This window comes from Streptomyces xanthochromogenes (assembly GCF_014650455.1).
In the GTDB taxonomy this organism is placed as follows: domain Bacteria; phylum Actinomycetota; class Actinomycetes; order Streptomycetales; family Streptomycetaceae; genus Streptomyces; species Streptomyces xanthochromogenes.
In genome coordinates this window covers 218,560-235,838 of record NZ_BMUZ01000007.1, presented here as the reverse complement: position 1 = coordinate 235,838, position 17,279 = coordinate 218,560, and the positions used below count along the sequence as shown (strand labels likewise).

At 72.1% G+C, this 17,279-nt stretch carries 11 protein-coding genes; 8 read left to right on the top strand and 3 right to left on the bottom strand.

Annotated elements, in window-relative coordinates; genetic code table 11:
* Nucleotides 1-57: 57 nt before the first annotated feature.
* Nucleotides 58-3,117: a helix-turn-helix transcriptional regulator gene (locus IE267_RS20060; RefSeq protein ID WP_189764229.1), complete on the top strand. Its 3,060-nt coding sequence runs from the start codon at nucleotides 58-60 to the stop codon at nucleotides 3,115-3,117.
* Between the two features lie 39 nt (nucleotides 3,118-3,156).
* Here IE267_RS20060 and IE267_RS20055 read toward each other — a convergent pair whose 3' ends face one another.
* Nucleotides 3,157-4,314 (bottom strand): PQQ-dependent sugar dehydrogenase, encoded by a 1,158-nt coding sequence (locus IE267_RS20055; RefSeq protein WP_229861334.1) that lies wholly within the window; start codon nucleotides 4,312-4,314, stop codon nucleotides 3,157-3,159.
* Nucleotides 4,315-4,462: 148 nt separating this feature from the next.
* A complete protein-coding gene (locus tag IE267_RS20050; RefSeq protein ID WP_167156686.1) occupies nucleotides 4,463-5,476 on the bottom strand; it encodes an aldo/keto reductase in 1,014 nt (337 codons plus the stop codon).
* A gap of 74 nt (nucleotides 5,477-5,550) precedes the next feature.
* Between IE267_RS20050 and IE267_RS20045 the strand changes: the two genes are divergently transcribed.
* The 7 genes from IE267_RS20045 to IE267_RS20015 all read left to right on the top strand — a co-directional run bounded on the left by IE267_RS20045 (nucleotide 5,551) and on the right by IE267_RS20015 (nucleotide 16,080).
* Nucleotides 5,551-6,492, top strand: a complete 942-nt coding sequence (locus IE267_RS20045; protein WP_189764150.1) for a 2-hydroxyacid dehydrogenase — start codon at nucleotides 5,551-5,553, stop codon at nucleotides 6,490-6,492.
* Nucleotides 6,493-6,885: 393 nt separating this feature from the next.
* A complete protein-coding gene (locus IE267_RS20040; RefSeq protein WP_189764149.1) occupies nucleotides 6,886-9,759 on the top strand; it encodes a putative bifunctional diguanylate cyclase/phosphodiesterase in 2,874 nt (957 codons plus the stop codon).
* A 226-nt stretch (nucleotides 9,760-9,985) separates the two neighbouring features.
* Entirely contained in the window at nucleotides 9,986-11,854 is a 1,869-nt protein-coding gene (locus IE267_RS20035) for an acetolactate synthase large subunit (protein WP_167156680.1), read from the top strand.
* A gap of 26 nt (nucleotides 11,855-11,880) precedes the next feature.
* Nucleotides 11,881-12,408 (top strand): acetolactate synthase small subunit, encoded by a 528-nt coding sequence (gene ilvN, locus IE267_RS20030; RefSeq protein WP_100577584.1) that lies wholly within the window; start codon nucleotides 11,881-11,883, stop codon nucleotides 12,406-12,408.
* Between the two features lie 109 nt (nucleotides 12,409-12,517).
* Nucleotides 12,518-13,519 (top strand): ketol-acid reductoisomerase, encoded by a 1,002-nt coding sequence (gene ilvC / locus IE267_RS20025; protein WP_167156678.1) that lies wholly within the window; start codon nucleotides 12,518-12,520, stop codon nucleotides 13,517-13,519.
* Between the two features lie 257 nt (nucleotides 13,520-13,776).
* Complete coding sequence (serA, locus tag IE267_RS20020; protein ID WP_161248049.1) at nucleotides 13,777-15,369, top strand: phosphoglycerate dehydrogenase; 1,593 nt, start codon at nucleotides 13,777-13,779, stop codon at nucleotides 15,367-15,369.
* A 111-nt stretch (nucleotides 15,370-15,480) separates the two neighbouring features.
* Nucleotides 15,481-16,080, top strand: coding sequence for a TetR/AcrR family transcriptional regulator (locus IE267_RS20015; protein ID WP_189764148.1), 600 nt, complete (start codon nucleotides 15,481-15,483; stop codon nucleotides 16,078-16,080).
* Nucleotides 16,081-16,083: 3 nt separating this feature from the next.
* Here IE267_RS20015 and IE267_RS20010 read toward each other — a convergent pair whose 3' ends face one another.
* Nucleotides 16,084-17,235 carry a PucR family transcriptional regulator gene (locus IE267_RS20010; protein WP_229861350.1) on the bottom strand — a complete coding sequence of 384 codons (1,152 nt, stop codon included), beginning with the start codon at nucleotides 17,233-17,235 and terminating at the stop codon, nucleotides 16,084-16,086.
* Nucleotides 17,236-17,279: the final 44 nt, after the last annotated feature.

The window sequence follows — 17,279 nt, the reverse complement described above, 5'->3', positions numbered from 1 at the left end:
GCCGCTCACCCAGCCGGGGACGGACCGCCCGCCTCCCCGTTGTCGGAGGCCTGTGCGATGCTCGGCTCCGTGGAGACCAGGTCAGTCAGCCCCGTGTTCGTCGGCCGCGCCGACGAGTTGCGGACATTGAACGAAGCACTCGCGCGCGCCGCGGCTCCGGAGGGCGAGCCGCAGGCGCTGCTCGTCGGCGGCGAGGCCGGCGTCGGCAAGAGCAGGCTCGTCGAGGAGTTCACCGACGCGGCGCGCGCGGCCGGCGCCGTGATCGCCATCGGCGGCTGTGTCGAGGTCGGGGCCGACGGACTGCCCTTCGCCCCCTTCTCGGCGGCACTCCGCGCGCTGCGCCGCCAACTGCCCGAGGAGCTGGCCGCGGCCGCCGACGGCCAGGAGGAGGAGCTCGCCCTGCTCCTGCCCGAGCTGGCCAGGACCGGACCGCCCGCCGCCCGCGAGGACGGCACCGCGCGCCTGTTCGAGCTCACCGTACGGATGCTGGAGCGGATCGCCGCCGGGCGCACCGTCGTCCTCGTCCTCGAAGACCTGCACTGGGCGGACGCCTCCACCCGCCATCTGCTCGCCTACCTCTTCCGCACCCTGCGGCGCGGCCACCTCGTCGTGGTGGCCACCTACCGCGCGGACGACATCCACCGCCGCCACCCGCTGCGCCCCCTGCTCGCCGAGCTGGACCGGTTGCGCAGCGTGCGGCGCATCGAACTGCCCCGGTTCAACCGGGCCGAGGTCCACCACCAGCTGACCGGCATCCTCGCCGCCGAGCCCGAACAGCGGCTGGCCGACGAGGTCTTCGAGCGATCCGACGGCAACGCCTTCTTCGTCGAGGAGCTCGTGGTCGGCCGCGACCCCGACGGCACCTGCCCCGACCTGAGCGACTCGCTGCGCGATCTGCTGCTCGTCCGCGTCGAGGGCCTGCCCGAGGACGCCCAACGGGTCGTGCGGATCGCCGCCGAGGGCGGCTCCACCGTGGAGTACCCGCTGCTCGCCGCCGTCGCGCGGCTGCCCGAGGACAAGCTCATCGAGGCGCTGCGAGCCGCCGTCGGCGCCAACATCCTGCTGCCCGCGGGCGACGGCGACGGCTACCGCTTCCGCCACTCCCTGGTCCGCGAGGCCGTCAGCGACGACCTGCTGCCCGGCGAGTGCTCGCGCCTCAACCGCCGTTACGCCGAGGCTCTGGAGGCCGACCCCTCGCTCGTCAGGGCCGACGAGCGGACCACCCGGCTCGCCACGTACTGGTACCACGCGCACGACGCGGCCAAGGCGCTGCCCGTGGTCCTGCGCGCCGCCGTCGAGGCCCGACGGCGGCACGCCTACGCGGAGCAACTGCGGCTGCTCTCGCGGGCGATGGAGCTGTGGGACAGCGTGCCCGCCGAGCTGCGCGAGGGGCTCAGGCCCCTGGACCACGCGGGTTCCTACCCGCCCTGCGGCTGCGCCCCCGAGAACGCGGCGTCGCTGCGCTACCTCGATCTGCTGGCCGAGTCCGTCGAGGCGGCCCGGCTCTGCGGCGATCGCGAACGCGCCCTGAAACTCGCCAAGCAGGCGCTCCGCCTCATCGAGGCCGAGAGCGACCTGAGCTCCGGGAACGACCCGCTGCGCGCCGCCTGGTTCTGGCTCCAGCGCTCCCGCCTGGTGGAGAACCTGGGGCGCGGGGACGGCTGGACCGAGATAGCCACCGCCCAGGACCTGGTGCGCGGCCTGGCGCCGTCCGCCGTGCACGCCGAGGTGCTGGCCACCGCGGCGGGCTGGGGCATGCTCCACAAGCCCGGCCCCGAGTCCCTCGCGGAGGCCGAACGGGCCGTGGAATACGCCCGGTTGGTGCGCACCGAGGAGGTCGAGCTCAACGTCAGGCTCACCCTGGGCAGCCTGATGACCGACTCGGGAGCGGTCGAGGAGGGCATCGCCACCATGCGCGCGGTGATCGACCGCTCCCTCGAACTGGGCCTGGTCGGCGAGGCTGCCCGGGGCCATGTGAACCTCTGCTCCGGCCTGGAGGCGGTCGGCCGCTCGACGGAGGCGGTACGCGTCGCCGACGACGGGGTACGGCTGGCCCGGAAGTACGGCCTCCTGGACAACGAGGCCTGGGTGCAGGCCAATCGGGCCGAGTCCCTGTTCAACCTGGGCCGTTGGGAGGAGGCCGCCGACGCCGCCGAGCGGGTCCAGCGCACGGCGGTGAGCCCCCGGCCGCTGGGCAAGGCCCTGCTGCACCGGTCCGAACTCGCCCTGTTTCGGGGCGAGTTGGAGCAGGCGGCGCTCTCCCTCGACGACGCCCACGCCGCCTTCGGCAAGCAGGATCCGATGGTCCAGCACGCCATCCCGCTCGCCCGGGCCGGGCTCGGCATCGCGGCCGCCCGGGGCCGTATCGACGAGGCCCGTACCGAGCTCGCCCGCGCCGTGGAGTCGGGCTTCCCGCCCGGCGCCCAGCGCTACGGCTGGCCGCTGCTCGCCGCGGCCGCCGCCGTGGAGGCCGATGTGCGGGGGCTTCCCTCGGCCGAGCAGGGCAGGCGCGCCGCCCTCGACCTGATCCGTACCGCGGCCCGGAGGCTGCCCACCGGCTGCCCCTCGTGCGAGGCGCTCTCGCTGGTCGTCGCCGCCGAGCTGGACAGGGCCGAGGGCCGTGAGACGGCGGCCCGCTGGGAGGCCGTCGTCCAGGCCCTCGGGCCCTTGGAGCGCCCCTACGAACTGGCCCTGGCCCGTCATCGCTCGGCTCACGCCCTGCTGGCCGAGGGCGGCGACCGCGAGACCGTCGCCACGCTGCTGCGCCAGGCCCACGCCGAGGCCGAGCGCCTCGGCGCCCGGCCCCTGCGCGAACAACTGGAACTCCTGGCCCGCCGGGCCCGCGTCTCGCTGTCCGCCCCGGACCCGGCCGGGTCCGAGGAGCCCGCCGACCCGGTGGAGGCGCTCGGGCTCACCAGCCGCGAGCAGGACGTCCTCCGGCTGGTCGCGGCGGGCCACAGCAACCGCCAGATCGCCGAGGAGCTCTACATATCGCCGAAGACGGCGAGCGTGCACGTTTCCAACATCCTTGCCAAGCTGGGGGTTTCGGGCCGCGGCGAGGCGGCGGCCCTCGCCCACCGCATGAACCTGTTCACCGCACAGCCGGCGCGGGGCTGACGCCGCTCGCGGGACGGCCGGCTCGAAGACGCGGTCGTCTCAGGTGACGTCCAGCTCCAGGACGCGGTCGTCACCGGGCTTGGGGGTGCCGCGCGAGTCGGTGTTGTTGGTGAGCAGCCACAGCTTCCCGGGCCCGGCCGTAAGGACGGTGCGCAGCCGGCCGTACTGGCCGCCCAGGAAGGCTTCGGGGTCGGCGAGCGCCTTGGTGCCGTCCAGCGGGACGCGCCACAGCCGCTCGCCCCGCAGCGCGGCCATCCACACCGAGCCGCCCTGGAACGCGATCCCGCTGGGGGAGGCCTCGGACGTCTTCCACTGGGCGACGGGGTCGACGTACCCCGCCTTGCCCGCCCTGCCCTCCACCACGGGCCAGCCGTAGTTCTTGCCGGGCTCGATCAGATTGAGCTCGTCCCAGGTGTCCTGTCCGAACTCCGCGGCCCACAGCCGATTCTCGCCGTCCCACGCCAGGCCCTGCACATTGCGGTGCCCGTAGGAGTAGACGAGCGAGTCGGCCTCGGGGTTGCCGTACGCGGGCTGCCCGTCGGGCGTCATCCGCAGGATCTTCCCGGCCAGCGACTTCCGGTCCTGCGCGAGGCCCCGCTCGCCGGTCTCGCCGGTCCCGGCGTACAGCATCCGGTCGGGGCCGAACGCGATGCGCCCGCCGTTGTGGATGCTGCCCTTGGGGATCGAGCGCAGGATGGTGTCCGGCGCCCCCAGCTGCTGGCCCTCCGGCCGCTGCGGATCGTAGATCATCCGGGCGATGCGGTTGTCGGACTCCGTGGTGAAGTACGCGTACAGGAGGTGGTCCGAGGCGTACGTGGGCGAAAGGGCGAGCCCGAGCAGGCCTCCCTCGCCCTGGTGGGCGACGCCGGGCACACTGCCGACGGCGGTCTTCCCGCCGGTCGCGGTGTCGACGCGCACGACCGAGCCGTCGTCCCGCGAGCCGACGAGGAGCGCGCCCTCGGGGAGCGCCGCGATGCCCCAGGGCGACTTCAGCCCTTCGGCGACGGTCCTGGCCACCTTCACCGAGCCCTTGGCGGGCGGGAGTTGAGCCTTGGGCGAGGCCGTCGAGGCCGTCGAGGGCGCCTTGGTGGCGGAGGCGGAGCCCTGGCCCCGCGGCTGCGCGGGCCCCGACGAGCAGCCGGCCGAGAGCACGAGCACGGCTGCGGCCAGGGCGGTTGCCACGGTGGTACGTCGCACGGTTGGGGTTCCCTTCGCCGGGGTCGATGCGCTGGGCTCATTCTGGGGCCCGGCCCGGGCGTCCAGCGGTTCCAACTCCGTTGCCGGGCGCGGTTCGTGCGGGCTCCGGGCCGCCGAAGGGCCGCCACGGGTCCACCGGACGCCCCGCTCAGTCCCGGGCCGGCGGCAGCGCGGCCAGTTCCGTCAGGTCGCGGGGGGTCAGGGGCAGGTCCGCCGCGAGGGCGTTCTCGCGCACCCACTCCTCCCGCTTGGCCCCCGGCACCGGGACCACCTGCTGCCCGAGCCGCAGCAGCCAGGCGAGGGCCACCTGCGCCGGGGTCGCCCCGTGCCGCTCGGCGACCCGGCGCAGGCCCGCCACCACGGGCTGGTTCGCGGCCATCATCTCCGCCGTGAAGCGCGGGTGGCGGGCCCGGATGTCGTCCGGTTCGAAGCCCTGCCCGGGGGTGAGCGTGCCGGTCAGGAACCCGTTGCCCAGCGGCATCGCCGCCAGCAGGCTCACGCCCCGGACCGTGCACCACGGCAGCAGCGTGCGCAGCGCCTCGCGCGACCAGAGCGACAGCTCCGCCTGCACCGCGGCCACCGGGAACACCTGCTGGACGCGGTCGAGCAGCCGCACCGTCTCCTCGTAGCGGCCCACGTGCAGCCCGTGCACCCCCGCCGGCGGGGCGGTCCGGCGCACCGCCCGCGCACCCATCGCGCTGAGCCCGAGCGCGCGCACCTTGCCCGCCGTCACGAGCTCCGCCATCGCACCCCAGGTCTCCTCGACGGGGACCTCCGGGTCGGCGCGGTGCAGCAGGTACAGGTCGATGACCTCGGTGCCGAGGCGGCGCAGCGAGGCGTCGCAGGCCCGGCGCACGTATCCGGGGCGGCCGTTGGCGACCACGTGCTGGTCGACGCCGACGAGCAGCCCGCACTTGGTGGCGACGAAGGCCTCCGCACGGCGCTCCCGCAGCACCCGCCCGATCAGCAGCTCGTTGGTGAACGGGCCGTACATGTCGGCGGTGTCGAGAAGGTTCGAGCCGGTGTCCAAGGCGGCGTGCACGGCGCGCAGCGAACGCTCCAGGTCCTGCTGTGAGCGGGTGTAGCCCCAGCTCATCGGCATGCAGCCGAGCCCGATCGCACCCGCCCGCAGGGCCCCCGCCCCGATTGTCCTGCGCTCCACCTGGCCGGATCCCTCCCTAGTCGCTCCCCAAACTAACCTCTGGCCTCCGGAACCCTTCGCATAGCCTCCTGACCATGACTTCCGACGTGTGGATCCCCTTCGACCCGGCCGATGTCCCGGGCCTGCCCGACTCCTTCGCCTACCGGGTCTGGGACGGCGGCCCCGACTTCCCGGCCGACCCCGCCGACTGCGTCTTCTACGTCGTCCCGTACATGAAGCCGTCGGAGACCTCGGTCCGCCCGCTCCCCGCCATGACCGGCGTCCAGGTGGTGCAGACGCTGACCGCCGGCATTGACCACGTGCAGCCCGGCATCGGGCTGCTGCCGCCCGGCGTACGCCTGTGCAACGCGCGCGGGGTCCACGAGGCGTCCACCGCCGAGCTCGCCGTGACCCTCGTCCTCGCCTCGCTGCGCGGAATCCCCGGGTTCGTCCGGGGGCAGGAGAGGCAGGAGTGGCGGTCCGGCTTCTATCCGGCCCTCGCCGACAAGTCGGTGCTGATCGTCGGCTACGGGTCGATCGGGGCGGCCGTCGAAGACCGGCTCGCCCCCTTCGAGTGCGCGCGGGTGGCGCGCGTCGCGCGCTCCTCGCGCGCAACGGAGCGCGGCCCGGTGCACGCACTGGTCGAGCTGCCCGCGCTGCTCCCCGAGGCCGACGTGGTCATCGTCTGCACGCCGCTCACCGAGCAGACGAAGGGCCTGGTGGACGCCGAGTTCCTGGCCCGCCTCAAGGACGGGGCGCTCCTGGTGAACGTCGCGCGCGGACCCGTCGTGGACACCAAGGCGTTGCTCGCCGAACTGGAGTCCGGCCGCATCCACGCGGCGCTGGATGTCACCGACCCCGAACCCCTGCCCGCGGGGCACCCGTTGTGGCACGCCCGCAACGTCCTCATCAGCCCGCACGTGGGCGGTTCCAGCTCCGCCTTCCTGCCCCGGGCCAAGCGTCTGCTGGTCGCTCAGCTCACCCGCTTCGCGGCCCAAGAGCCGCTCGACAACGTGGTTCTGACGACGAATCAGTAACTCTCCGGAGTGATTCGGGTGCGCCGGGTGCCCTCGCGACTCCAGGCTGTCACGGAGCGTATATGGGCTATGTCCCTGAGTGACGAGACTGGTGTATCGTCCCGACCGGGGCCCCGCCGCCGTGCGTCTGCGGCGCGGGGAGCGATCACTGCGAGGGGGGCGACGGGCGATGCACGGCCAATGGACGAACGATCCGACGCGGTGGAGCCGCCTGCGGCGATCCCGCCGCGGGCAGCACGCCGCGATGCACCGCGGTGGAGCGGCGACCGCCGAGGCGATAAGCGGCACAACGACGAACAGCGCCCGAAAGCACGGCTCTTGGGCCGCGAATCCCGGCACCCGGCCCCGGCCGGGCGGGACCGCGCCCGGGCCCCAGTGGCGTGGAGCGGTCCGGTGAGCGCGCCGGGAGCGATCCTGACCCGGCCCCCCGTGACCGGAGGTGGCGGGACCGGCATGGTTTCCCAACTCGTGCTCGCACTGATCTGTGCCGGATATGCCACCGGCGCATTCCTCGGCTGGGGCTCTGACGAACTCGCCCAGATCATGGGCGACTTCGGACTCTCCGCCGCCGCCCTGATCGCCGCGGTCTCCTGCTTCCGCTACGCGCGTGGCGGAGCCACCGGCAGCGAGAGCAGCTTCCGGCCGGCCTGGCTGCTGTTCTCCTTCTCCTCCGCCATGGCCGCCTGCGGCAACGGCGTCTGGGGCTTCTACGAGGTGGTGCTCCGGCAGGTCGTGCCGACCCCCTCCGCCGCCGACTTCTTCTTCCTCTGCTTCGCGCCGCCCGCCATCGTGGGCCTGCTCGTCCTGGCCAAACGCCCTGTCACCAGGGCGGGTTGGGTCTGCCTCGGCCTCGACTCGTGGCTCATCGGCGGCTCCCTGCTCACCCTGTCCTGGAGCCTCGCGCTCGCCCGCACCGCACGTCAGGGCGAGGGCGAGGGGGTTGCCCACGCCACCCTCACGCTGGCCTATCCGCTGCTCGACATCGTGCTCGTCAGCATGGTGCTCGCGCTGCACTTCCGGCGCTCCTCGGCCAACCGGTCCGCCGTGAACACCGCCATCGCGGCGCTCGCCCTGACCGTCCTGTGCGACGCCCTGTTCACCTCGCCGCTGCTGCGCCAGCACTACCACTCGGGCCAGCTCCTGGACGCCGGCTGGTTCGCCGGCTCGCTGCTCCTCGCCTACGCGCCCTGGGGCGCCCGCAGGCTGCCCGCCGCCCCGCCGCGCAGGCCCGCCGTGGCCCCGCGCGGGGCCCGCCCGGCGCCCGGCCGGCCGCGCGCGCACCCGGTGCCGACGTCCCGGCCGCTCGCCAGCTCCCTGGCCGCGCTCACGCCGTACCTCGCGGCCGCCGTGTGCACCCTCGGCATCCTCTACAACGTCATCGAGGGCCACCGGGTCGACCGGATGGTCGTCTTCACCGGCTGCACCGTCGTACTCGCCCTGGTGGTCCGCCAGGGGATCATGCTGCTCGACAACATCGCGCTCACCCATGAACTCGCCCAGAAGGAGAACCACTTCCGCTCCCTGGTGCAGGGGTCGAGCGACGTCATCATGATCGCCGCCCCCACCGGGATACTGCGGTACGTCAGCCCGGCGGCCGCCGGTGTCTACGGGCGGGACGCGGAGGAGCTGGTCGGCTCCGAGCTGGCCTCGCTCATCCACCCCGAGGACCTCGGCCGGGTGGTGCACGAAGTGCGCAGGTTTCTGGCGGCGCCGCCCGCCGAGGAGCCCACGACGCGGATCGAGTGCCGCTTCAAGTCGGGGACCGGCGAGTGGCTCAACGTGGAGTCCACCGTCAACCGCCACCAGGGCGGGCTCATTCTCAACAGTCGCGACGTGACCGAACGGGTGCGCCTGCAGGCGCAGTTGGAGCACAACGCCGAGCACGACCCGCTGACCGACCTGCCCAACCGCGCGCTGTTCACCAAGCGGGTGCGCAAGGCGCTCGGCGGCCGTCGCACCACCGACCCGGGCACCGCCGTGCTCTTCATCGACCTCGACGGCTTCAAGCAGGTCAACGACACCATCGGCCACCAGGCCGGCGACGAACTGCTCATCCAGGCCGCGCGCAGGCTGCAGGACTCGGTACGGGCCGGAGACACCGCGGCCCGGCTCGGGGGCGACGAGTTCGCCGCCCTCATCCTCGGCGACGGCACCCGCGACCCGGCGGCCCGCGAGTACCAGGTCAGGGAGATCGCCGACCGGCTGCGCCTGACCCTGTCGCAGCCGTACCTGATCGACGGCAACGATGTCCGGGTCGCGGCCTCCATCGGCGTCGCCTTCGCCGAGCCGGGCGTCGGCGCCGGGGAACTGCTGCGCAACGCCGACCTCGCGATGTACCGCGCCAAGAAGGGCGGCAAGAACCGCGTCGAGATGTACGCCCCGCAGATGCAGGCCGAGGTCGTCCGCAAGTCCGAGCTCGCGGCGCGGCTGCGCAGCGCGCTGAACGAGGGCGAGTTCGCCGTCCTGCACCAGCCCGTCGTCGACCTCACCACCGGTGAGGTCTCCGCCGTCGCGGCCCAGGCCAGGTGGCGCTCGGCGCAGGGCATCCTGTTCACCCCGGCCGAATTCCTGCGGGTCGCCGACGAGAGCGAGCGGGCCGCCGAGCTCGGCCGCTGGCTGCTCGAAGAAGCCGTGGAGCAGGCCGCCGAGCGGCGCCGGGCCGGCCACGACGCGCCCGTCTCGGTGCGCCTCTCGGCCCGCCGGCTGCTCGACAAGTCGATGCCGCTCGGCGCGGTGGAAGCCCTCCTGACCAGGCACGGACTGCCGTCCGGTGCCCTGGTCATCGAGCTCGCGGACAGCGACCCGAGAATCTCCTTCGACGATCTTGAGCGGCGTCTGGTGGGCCTGCGCAGGCTCGGCGTGCGGATCGCGCTCGACGGGTTCGGCAGCGGCTACGCGGCGATCAACGCGCTGCGCCGGCTCCCCGTCGACGTCCTGAAGCTGGACCGGGGGCTGGTCGAGGGCGTCGTCGAGTCGGCCCGCCTCCACAAGATCACCGCCGGGTTGCTCCGGATCGCCTGCGATCTCGGCATGCAGTCGGTGGCCGACGGCGTGGATGTGCCGGAGCAGGTCTTGGCTCTGCGCGCCATGGGGTGTACGCATGGGCAGGGCATGGCGTTCTCCGGCCCGCTCGACGAGTTCCGGCTGCGCAGGGCGCTGGTGCGGGGCGAATACCCGGTGCCGGGCGGGGTCGCGCTGCCCGTGCTCAGTGGCCGGCGCGGAACCCTGCTCGGCTCAAATAATGAGACGCCCGTCCCACCTACTTGACACCACCAGCGCGCCGGGGGGAGGGTCAAGGCCATGCGCACCCGAATTCTCGTACTTGGAAAGCGCGTCGGCTGAAGCGGAGCCCTTGCGGGCTCCGTAGACCGCACCCGACGCGCTCCCCTCGCTTGCCTCACGGCACGAGGGGTTTTTTGTTGCACTGGCACCCCTCAAGCACCACCGCGATCTCGATCAAACCACCGCAAAAGCCCTCAGCTTCGAGAAGAGAATGCCGATGACCGAGCAGGCCACCGGGGCCCACCATCCGCAGCCGCGGCCCCGTAACGGCGGACACCAGTCCGCGACCGTTGAGCACGTCACGGGCGCGAAGTCCCTCATCCGTTCTCTCGAGGAAGTCGGGGCGGAGGTCGTGTTCGGTATCCCCGGCGGCGCCATCCTCCCGGCGTACGACCCGATGATGGACTCCACCCGGGTCCGTCACGTCCTGGTCCGCCACGAGCAGGGCGCCGGCCACGCGGCCACCGGCTACGCCCAGGCCACCGGCAAGGTCGGCGTGTGCATGGCGACCTCCGGCCCCGGCGCCACCAACCTGGTCACCCCGATCGCCGACGCGCACATGGACTCGGTGCCGCTGGTCGCGATCACCGGCCAGGTCTCCTCCAAGGCGATCGGCACGGACGCCTTCCAGGAGGCGGACATCGTCGGCATCACGATGCCGATCACCAAGCACAACTTCCTGGTCACCAAGGCCGAGGACATCCCGCGCACCATCGCCGAGGCCTTCCACATCGCCTCGACCGGCCGCCCGGGCCCCGTCCTGGTCGACATCGCCAAGGACGCCCTGCAGGCGCAGACCACGTTCGCGTGGCCGCCGGGGACCGACCTGCCGGGCTACCGCCCGGTCACCAAGCCGCACGCCAAGCAGATCCGCGAGGCCGCCAAGCTGATCGTGGGGGCCAAGCGCCCGATCCTGTACGTCGGCGGCGGCGTCCTGAAGTCCGGCGCGACCGCCGAGCTGAAGGTCCTCGCGGAGCTCACCGGAGCGCCCGTCACCACCACCCTGATGGCGCTCGGCGCCTTCCCCGACAGCCACCCGCTGCACGTGGGAATGCCCGGCATGCACGGTGCGGTCACCGCCGTCACCGCACTGCAGAAGTCGGACCTGCTCATCGCGCTCGGCACCCGCTTCGACGACCGCGTCACCGGCAAGCTGGACAGCTTCGCACCGTTCGCCAAGGTCATCCACGCGGACATCGACCCGGCCGAGATCGGCAAGAACCGCGAGGTCGACGTCCCGATCGTGGGCGACGCCCGCGAGGTCATCGCCGATCTGGTCCAGGCCGTCCAGGCCGAGTACTCCGAGGGCCACAAGGGCGACTACACCGCCTGGTGGAAGGACCTCAACCGCTGGCGCGAGACCTACCCGCTGGGCTACGACGAGCCGAACGACGGCACGCTGTCCCCGCAGCGCGTCATCCAGCGCATCGGCGAGCTCGCGGACGCGGACACCATCTACGCGGCCGGCGTCGGCCAGCACCAGATGTGGGCCGCGCACTTCGTGAACTACGAACTGCCCGCCACCTGGCTGAACTCGGGCGGCGCCGGAACCATGGGCTACGCGGTCCCGGCCGCCATGGGTGCCAAGGCCGGTCAGCCGGACCGGATGGTCTGGGCGATCGACGGCGACGGCTGCTTCCAGATGACCAACCAGGAACTGACCACCTGCGCGCTCAACAACATCCCGATCAAGGTCGCCATCATCAACAACGGCGCGCTCGGGATGGTCCGCCAGTGGCAGACCCTGTTCTACAACCAGCGCTACTCCAACACCGTGCTGCACTCCGGCCCCGAGAACGGCGTCGCCGAGCAGGGCAAGCCGAGCGGCGGCACCCGCGTCCCCGACTTCGTCAAGCTGTCCGAGGCGATGGGCTGTTACGCGATCCGCTGCGAGCGCCCCGAGGACCTCGACAAGGCGATCGAGGAGGCCAACTCCATCAACGACCGCCCCGTCGTGATCGACTTCATCGTCCACGAGGACGCCCAGGTGTGGCCGATGGTCGCCGCCGGCACCTCCAACGACGAGGTCATGGCCGCCCGCGGCGTCCGCCCCGACTTCGGCGACAACGAAGACGACTGAGAGCTGTAGGAAGAGGTAAGAGGCTCATGTCCACCAAGCACACGCTCTCGGTCCTGGTCGAGAACACCCCCGGCATCCTGGCCCGGATCGCCGCCCTGTTCTCCCGCCGCGGCTTCAACATCGACTCGCTCGCGGTCGGTGTCACCGAACACCCCGACATCTCCCGCATCACCATCGTGGTCAGTGTCGAGGACCTGCCCCTGGAGCAGGTGACCAAGCAGCTCAACAAGCTGGTCAACGTCCTGAAGATCGTCGAACTCGAGCCCAGCGCTGCGATCCAGCGCGAGCTCGTCCTGGTGAAGGTGCGTGCCGACAACGAAACGCGCTCCCAGATCGTCGAGATCGTCCAGCTGTTCCGCGCCAAGACCGTGGACGTCTCGCCGGAGGCCGTCACCATCGAGGCCACCGGCGGCGCCGACAAGCTGGAGGCGATGCTGAAGATGCTGGAGCAGTTCGGCATCAAGGAGCTCGTCCAGTCCGGCACGATCGCCATAGGGCGCGGCGCCCGGTCCATCACGGACCGCTCGCTGCGCGCCCTGGACCGCAGCGCCTGAGCCCCGCCGGTACGGGCCCTGACCCGCCCGTATCGCGAGACTCACCCGTTCCTTACTCACCGCCACCGATACGGTGGACGCAACACCAGCACACCAAGGAGATTTCCCAGTGGCCGAGCTGTTCTACGACGACGATGCCGACCTGTCCATCATCCAGGGCCGCAAGGTCGCGGTGATCGGTTACGGCAGCCAGGGCCACGCCCACGCGCTGTCGCTCCGTGACTCGGGTGTCGACGTCCGCGTCGGCCTGCACGAGGGCTCCAAGTCCAAGGCCAAGGCCGAGGAGCAGGGCCTGCGCGTGGTGACGCCCGCCGAGGCGGCCGCCGAGGCCGACGTCATCATGATCCTGGTCCCGGACCCGATCCAGGCCCAGGTCTACGAGGAGTCCATCAAGGACAACCTCAAGGACGGCGACGCGCTGTTCTTCGGCCACGGCCTCAACATCCGCTTCGGCTTCATCAAGCCCCCGGCCAACGTGACCGTCGCCATGGTCGCGCCCAAGGGCCCGGGCCACCTGGTGCGCCGCCAGTACGAAGAGGGCCGCGGCGTTCCGTGCATCGTGGCCGTCGAGCAGGACCCGCAGGGCAACGGCCTGGCGCTGGCGCTCTCGTACGCCAAGGGCATCGGCGGCACGCGGGCCGGCGTCATCAAGACGACCTTCACCGAGGAGACCGAGACCGACCTGTTCGGTGAGCAGGCCGTGCTCTGCGGTGGCACCGCGGCGCTGGTCAAGGCGGGCTTCGAGACGCTGACCGAGGCCGGCTACCAGCCGGAGATCGCGTACTTCGAGTGCCTCCACGAGCTGAAGCTGATCGTGGACCTCATGTACGAGGGCGGCCTGGAGAAGATGCGCTGGTCGATCTCGGAGACCGCCGAGTGGGGCGACTACGTCACCGGCCCCCGGATCATCACGGCCGACACCAAGGCCGAGATGAAGAAGGTCCTCGCCGAGATCCAGGACGGCACGTTCGCCAAGAACTGGATGGACGAGTACCACGGCGGTCTGAAGAAGTACAACGAGTACAAGACCCAGGACTCCGAGCACCTCCTGGAGACCACCGGCAAGGAGCTGCGCAAGCTCATGAGCTGGGTGCAGAACGACGAGGCGTAGGCCTCCTCTCGGCGGGGCCGGGCACGTCATCGGTGTCCGGCCCCGTCGGCTTCGCAGCGCCCTGGACATCCCGTCCAACCCCCATCGGGTGATCCTGCCTCCGAGGCGGAAATCCTCCGGGGGAGCGGCACTACACTGCTCAGCAACACCTACGCGTCAGGCCCACAGCGTCGTGCGTCTTCCACGCGGCTAGCTAGCCCCTCCACCGCATGCGGCCGTCGGGACGGCCGTCCGCAAAGGATTCAGTGAGGACCCACGTGAGCTCGAAACCTGTCGTACTCATCGCTGAAGAGCTGTCGCCCGCCACCGTCGACGCCCTCGGGCCGGACTTCGAGATCCGGCACTGCAACGGAGCCGACCGCGCGGAGCTGCTGCCCGCCATCGCCGGTGTCGACGCGATCCTGATCCGCTCGGCCACCAAGGTCGACGCCGAGGCCGTCGCGGCCGCCAAGAAGCTGAAGGTCGTCGCCCGCGCGGGAGTTGGCCTCGACAACGTCGACGTCTCCGCCGCCACCAAGGCCGGCGTCATGGTCGTGAACGCCCCGACCTCCAACATCGTCACCGCCGCCGAGCTCGCCTGCGGCCTCCTGGTCGCCACCGCGCGCAACATCCCGCAGGCCAACACCGCGCTCAAGAACGGCGAGTGGAAGCGGAACAAGTACACCGGCGTCGAGCTGAGCGAGAAGACCCTCGGCGTGGTCGGCCTCGGCCGCATCGGCGTGCTGGTCGCGCAGCGCATGTCGGCCTTCGGCATGAAGATCGTCGCGTACGACCCCTATGTGCAGCCGGCCCGGGCGGCGCAGATGGGCGTCAAGCTGCTCTCCCTGGACGAGCTGCTCGAAGTCTCCGACTTCATCACCGTGCACCTGCCCAAGACCCCCGAGACGCTCGGCCTGATCGGCGACGAGGCGCTGCACAAGGTGCAGCCCCACGTGCGGATCGTGAACGCGGCCCGCGGCGGCATCGTGGACGAGGCCGCGCTGTACTCCGCGCTCAAGGAGGGCCGCGTCGCGGGCGCCGGTCTCGACGTGTACGCGAAGGAGCCCTGCACGGACTCCCCGCTCTTCGAGCTCGACCAGGTCGTGTGCACCCCGCACCTGGGCGCTTCCACCGACGAGGCCCAGGAGAAGGCCGGCATCGCCGTCGCCAAGTCCGTACGCCTCGCGCTCGCGGGCGAGCTGGTGCCGGACGCGGTCAACGTCCAGGGCGGCGTCATCGCCGAGGACGTGAAGCCGGGCCTGCCGCTCGCCGAGCGCCTGGGCCGGATCTTCACCGCCCTGGCCGGCGAGGTGGCGGTCCGCCTCGACGTCGAGGTGTACGGCGAGATCACCCAGCACGACGTCAAGGTGCTCGAACTCAGCGCGCTCAAGGGCGTGTTCGAGGACGTGGTGGACGAGACGGTCTCCTACGTCAACGCCCCGCTGTTCGCGCAGGAGCGCGGTGTCGAGGTGCGCCTGACCACGTCGAGCGAGTCCCCCAACCACCGCAACGTGGTCACCGTGCGCGGCACCCTGTCCGACGGCGAGGAGGTCTCGGTCTCCGGCACCCTGGCCGGCCCCAAGCACCTCCAGAAGGTCGTCGCGATCGGCGAGTTCGACGTGGACCTGGCGCTCGCGGACCACATGGTCGTGCTGCGCTACGAGGACCGCCCCGGCATCGTGGGCACCGTCGGCCGCGTCCTCGGTGAGGCCGGCCTCAACATCGCCGGCATGCAGGTCGCCCGTGCGGCGGCCGGCGGCGAGGCGCTCGCCGTGCTGACCGTGGACGACACCATCCCGGCGCACGTGCTGGCCGAGGTCGCCGAGGAGACCGGCGCCAACTCGGCCCGCTCGGTGAATCTGACCGACTGACCGGGCGGACCCGGCCTTCGGGGCCGCGCGGCTCCCGTACCCGGCTGCGGACATCGCACGTCGTAGACGCTTGTCTTAGACGGATGTCTGTATGCCGGGTACGCTGCTGTCATGGGACACCGTGAGGATCTGCTCGCAGGCGCCAAGCGCTGCCTGCTGGACAAGGGCTACGCCCGCACCACCGCCCGCGACATCGTCGCCGAGTCCGGCACCAACCTCGCCTCCATCGGCTACCACTACGGCTCCAAGGAGGCCCTCCTCAACCTGGCCTTCCTGAAGCTCACCGAGGAGTGGGGCGATGTGATCGCCGAGAGCCGGGCGGACGGCGAGGGCGCCACCACCGAGGACCTGCCCCCGCTGGAACGCTTCGAACGGGGCTGGGCGAAGGTCATCGGCTCGTACGAGGAGAGCCGCCCGGTGTGGAAGCTCCAGATGGAGATCGTCTCCCGGCTCGACAGCGACCCCGAGCTCCAAAAGGCCCTCGCCGGGCCGCAGTTGGAGGGTCGCAAGGGGCTCGCGGAGGGCTTCCTCGGCATCGACGAGCACGCCGACCCCGAGCGGGCCCGGCTCGCCGGAACCTTCTTCCAGGCGCTGCTCGCCGGGGTGATGGTGCAGTGGATGGTCGACCCGGAGACCGCCCCCTCGGCCAAGGACCTGACCGAGGGCCTGAAGATCGTCATGGGGCTCGACGGCGGCCCGGCCGAAGGCTGAGCCTCAGAGCCGCGCCGCCTTCAGCGCCATGTGCAGCAGCAGCCGGTCCTCGCCCCGGTCCAGGTCGAGGCCGGTGAGGTGCTCGACGCGCGAGAGGCGGTAGTAGAGCGTCTGGCGGTGGATGCCGAGCGCCGCCGCCGCGCGCCCCGCCTGGCCCGCGCTGTCGAGGAACACCTCGGCGGTGCGGGCGAGTTCGAGGTGGGTCGGGCTCAACAGGGCGCGTACGCACGGGTCTTGGTGCTCCGGGACGGCCAGCGCGGTCAGCATCCGGTACGGCCCGATGTCCGACCAGTGGGCCACAGGGCCGAGCGTAGGTTCGGCAAGTGCTGCCCGTACGGCGGAAGTTGCCTCCCGGTGGGCGAGGTCCAGCTCGGCGAGACCGCGCCGGGCCGTCGCCACCCCGGCGGCCGCCCCGACCCCGGCGTCCCCGCGCAGCCGTTCCGCCGCGGTGCGGGCCGGGGCGAGCGCGTCGGCCGAGCGCAGCCGGACCAGGGCGGCCAGCGCGTGCCCTGCGGCCCCGCCCGGGCCGGGCCGGGGCAGGGTGCACACGGCCGCCGCTCCCGGCACCGTACGGACCGAAGGGGCGTCCTCGCCCGGCCAGGGCGCCACGCAGACCAGCGCGTGCAGGCCGTCCGCGTCCGGGCCGAGGGCGGTCTGGAGTGCGGCCGTCGCCGTGTCGCGCTGCCAGCCGCGCTCGGCGGTGAGCACCGCGCGGAACTCGCGGGACAGATCCGCGCCGGCCTGTGTCTCGTCGGCGAGCAGCACCCCGATCCGGGCGGCCACCTCCATCGCCGCGGCCAGCTTGTCCTCGGCGGGCCCCGGATCGGCGTCGAGCAGCCAGACGTAGCCGAGGGCCACGCCCCGATGGCGCACCGGCAGGCAGATCCGGTCGCGGAAGACCCCGGCGTCGGGCGCGGCGGGGATGCGGACCGGTCCGGTGGCACGGGTGATGCCGAAGCCCTCGAACCAGGCGCGGACGGCCGGTGTCGACTTCCGGGTCAGGATCGAACGGGTGCGGACGGGGTCCATGGCGAGGTCGTCGTCGGAGTCGTGCGCACCGAAGGCGATCAGCCCGAAATCCCGGTTCTCCAGCGTCGCGGGGGCGCCGAGCAGCGCCGAGATCTCATCGGCCAGGTCCTGGTAGTCGCCCTTCACGGAAGCCATTCTCGCTCATCGCGCGCCGCGCTTCAGACATGTGT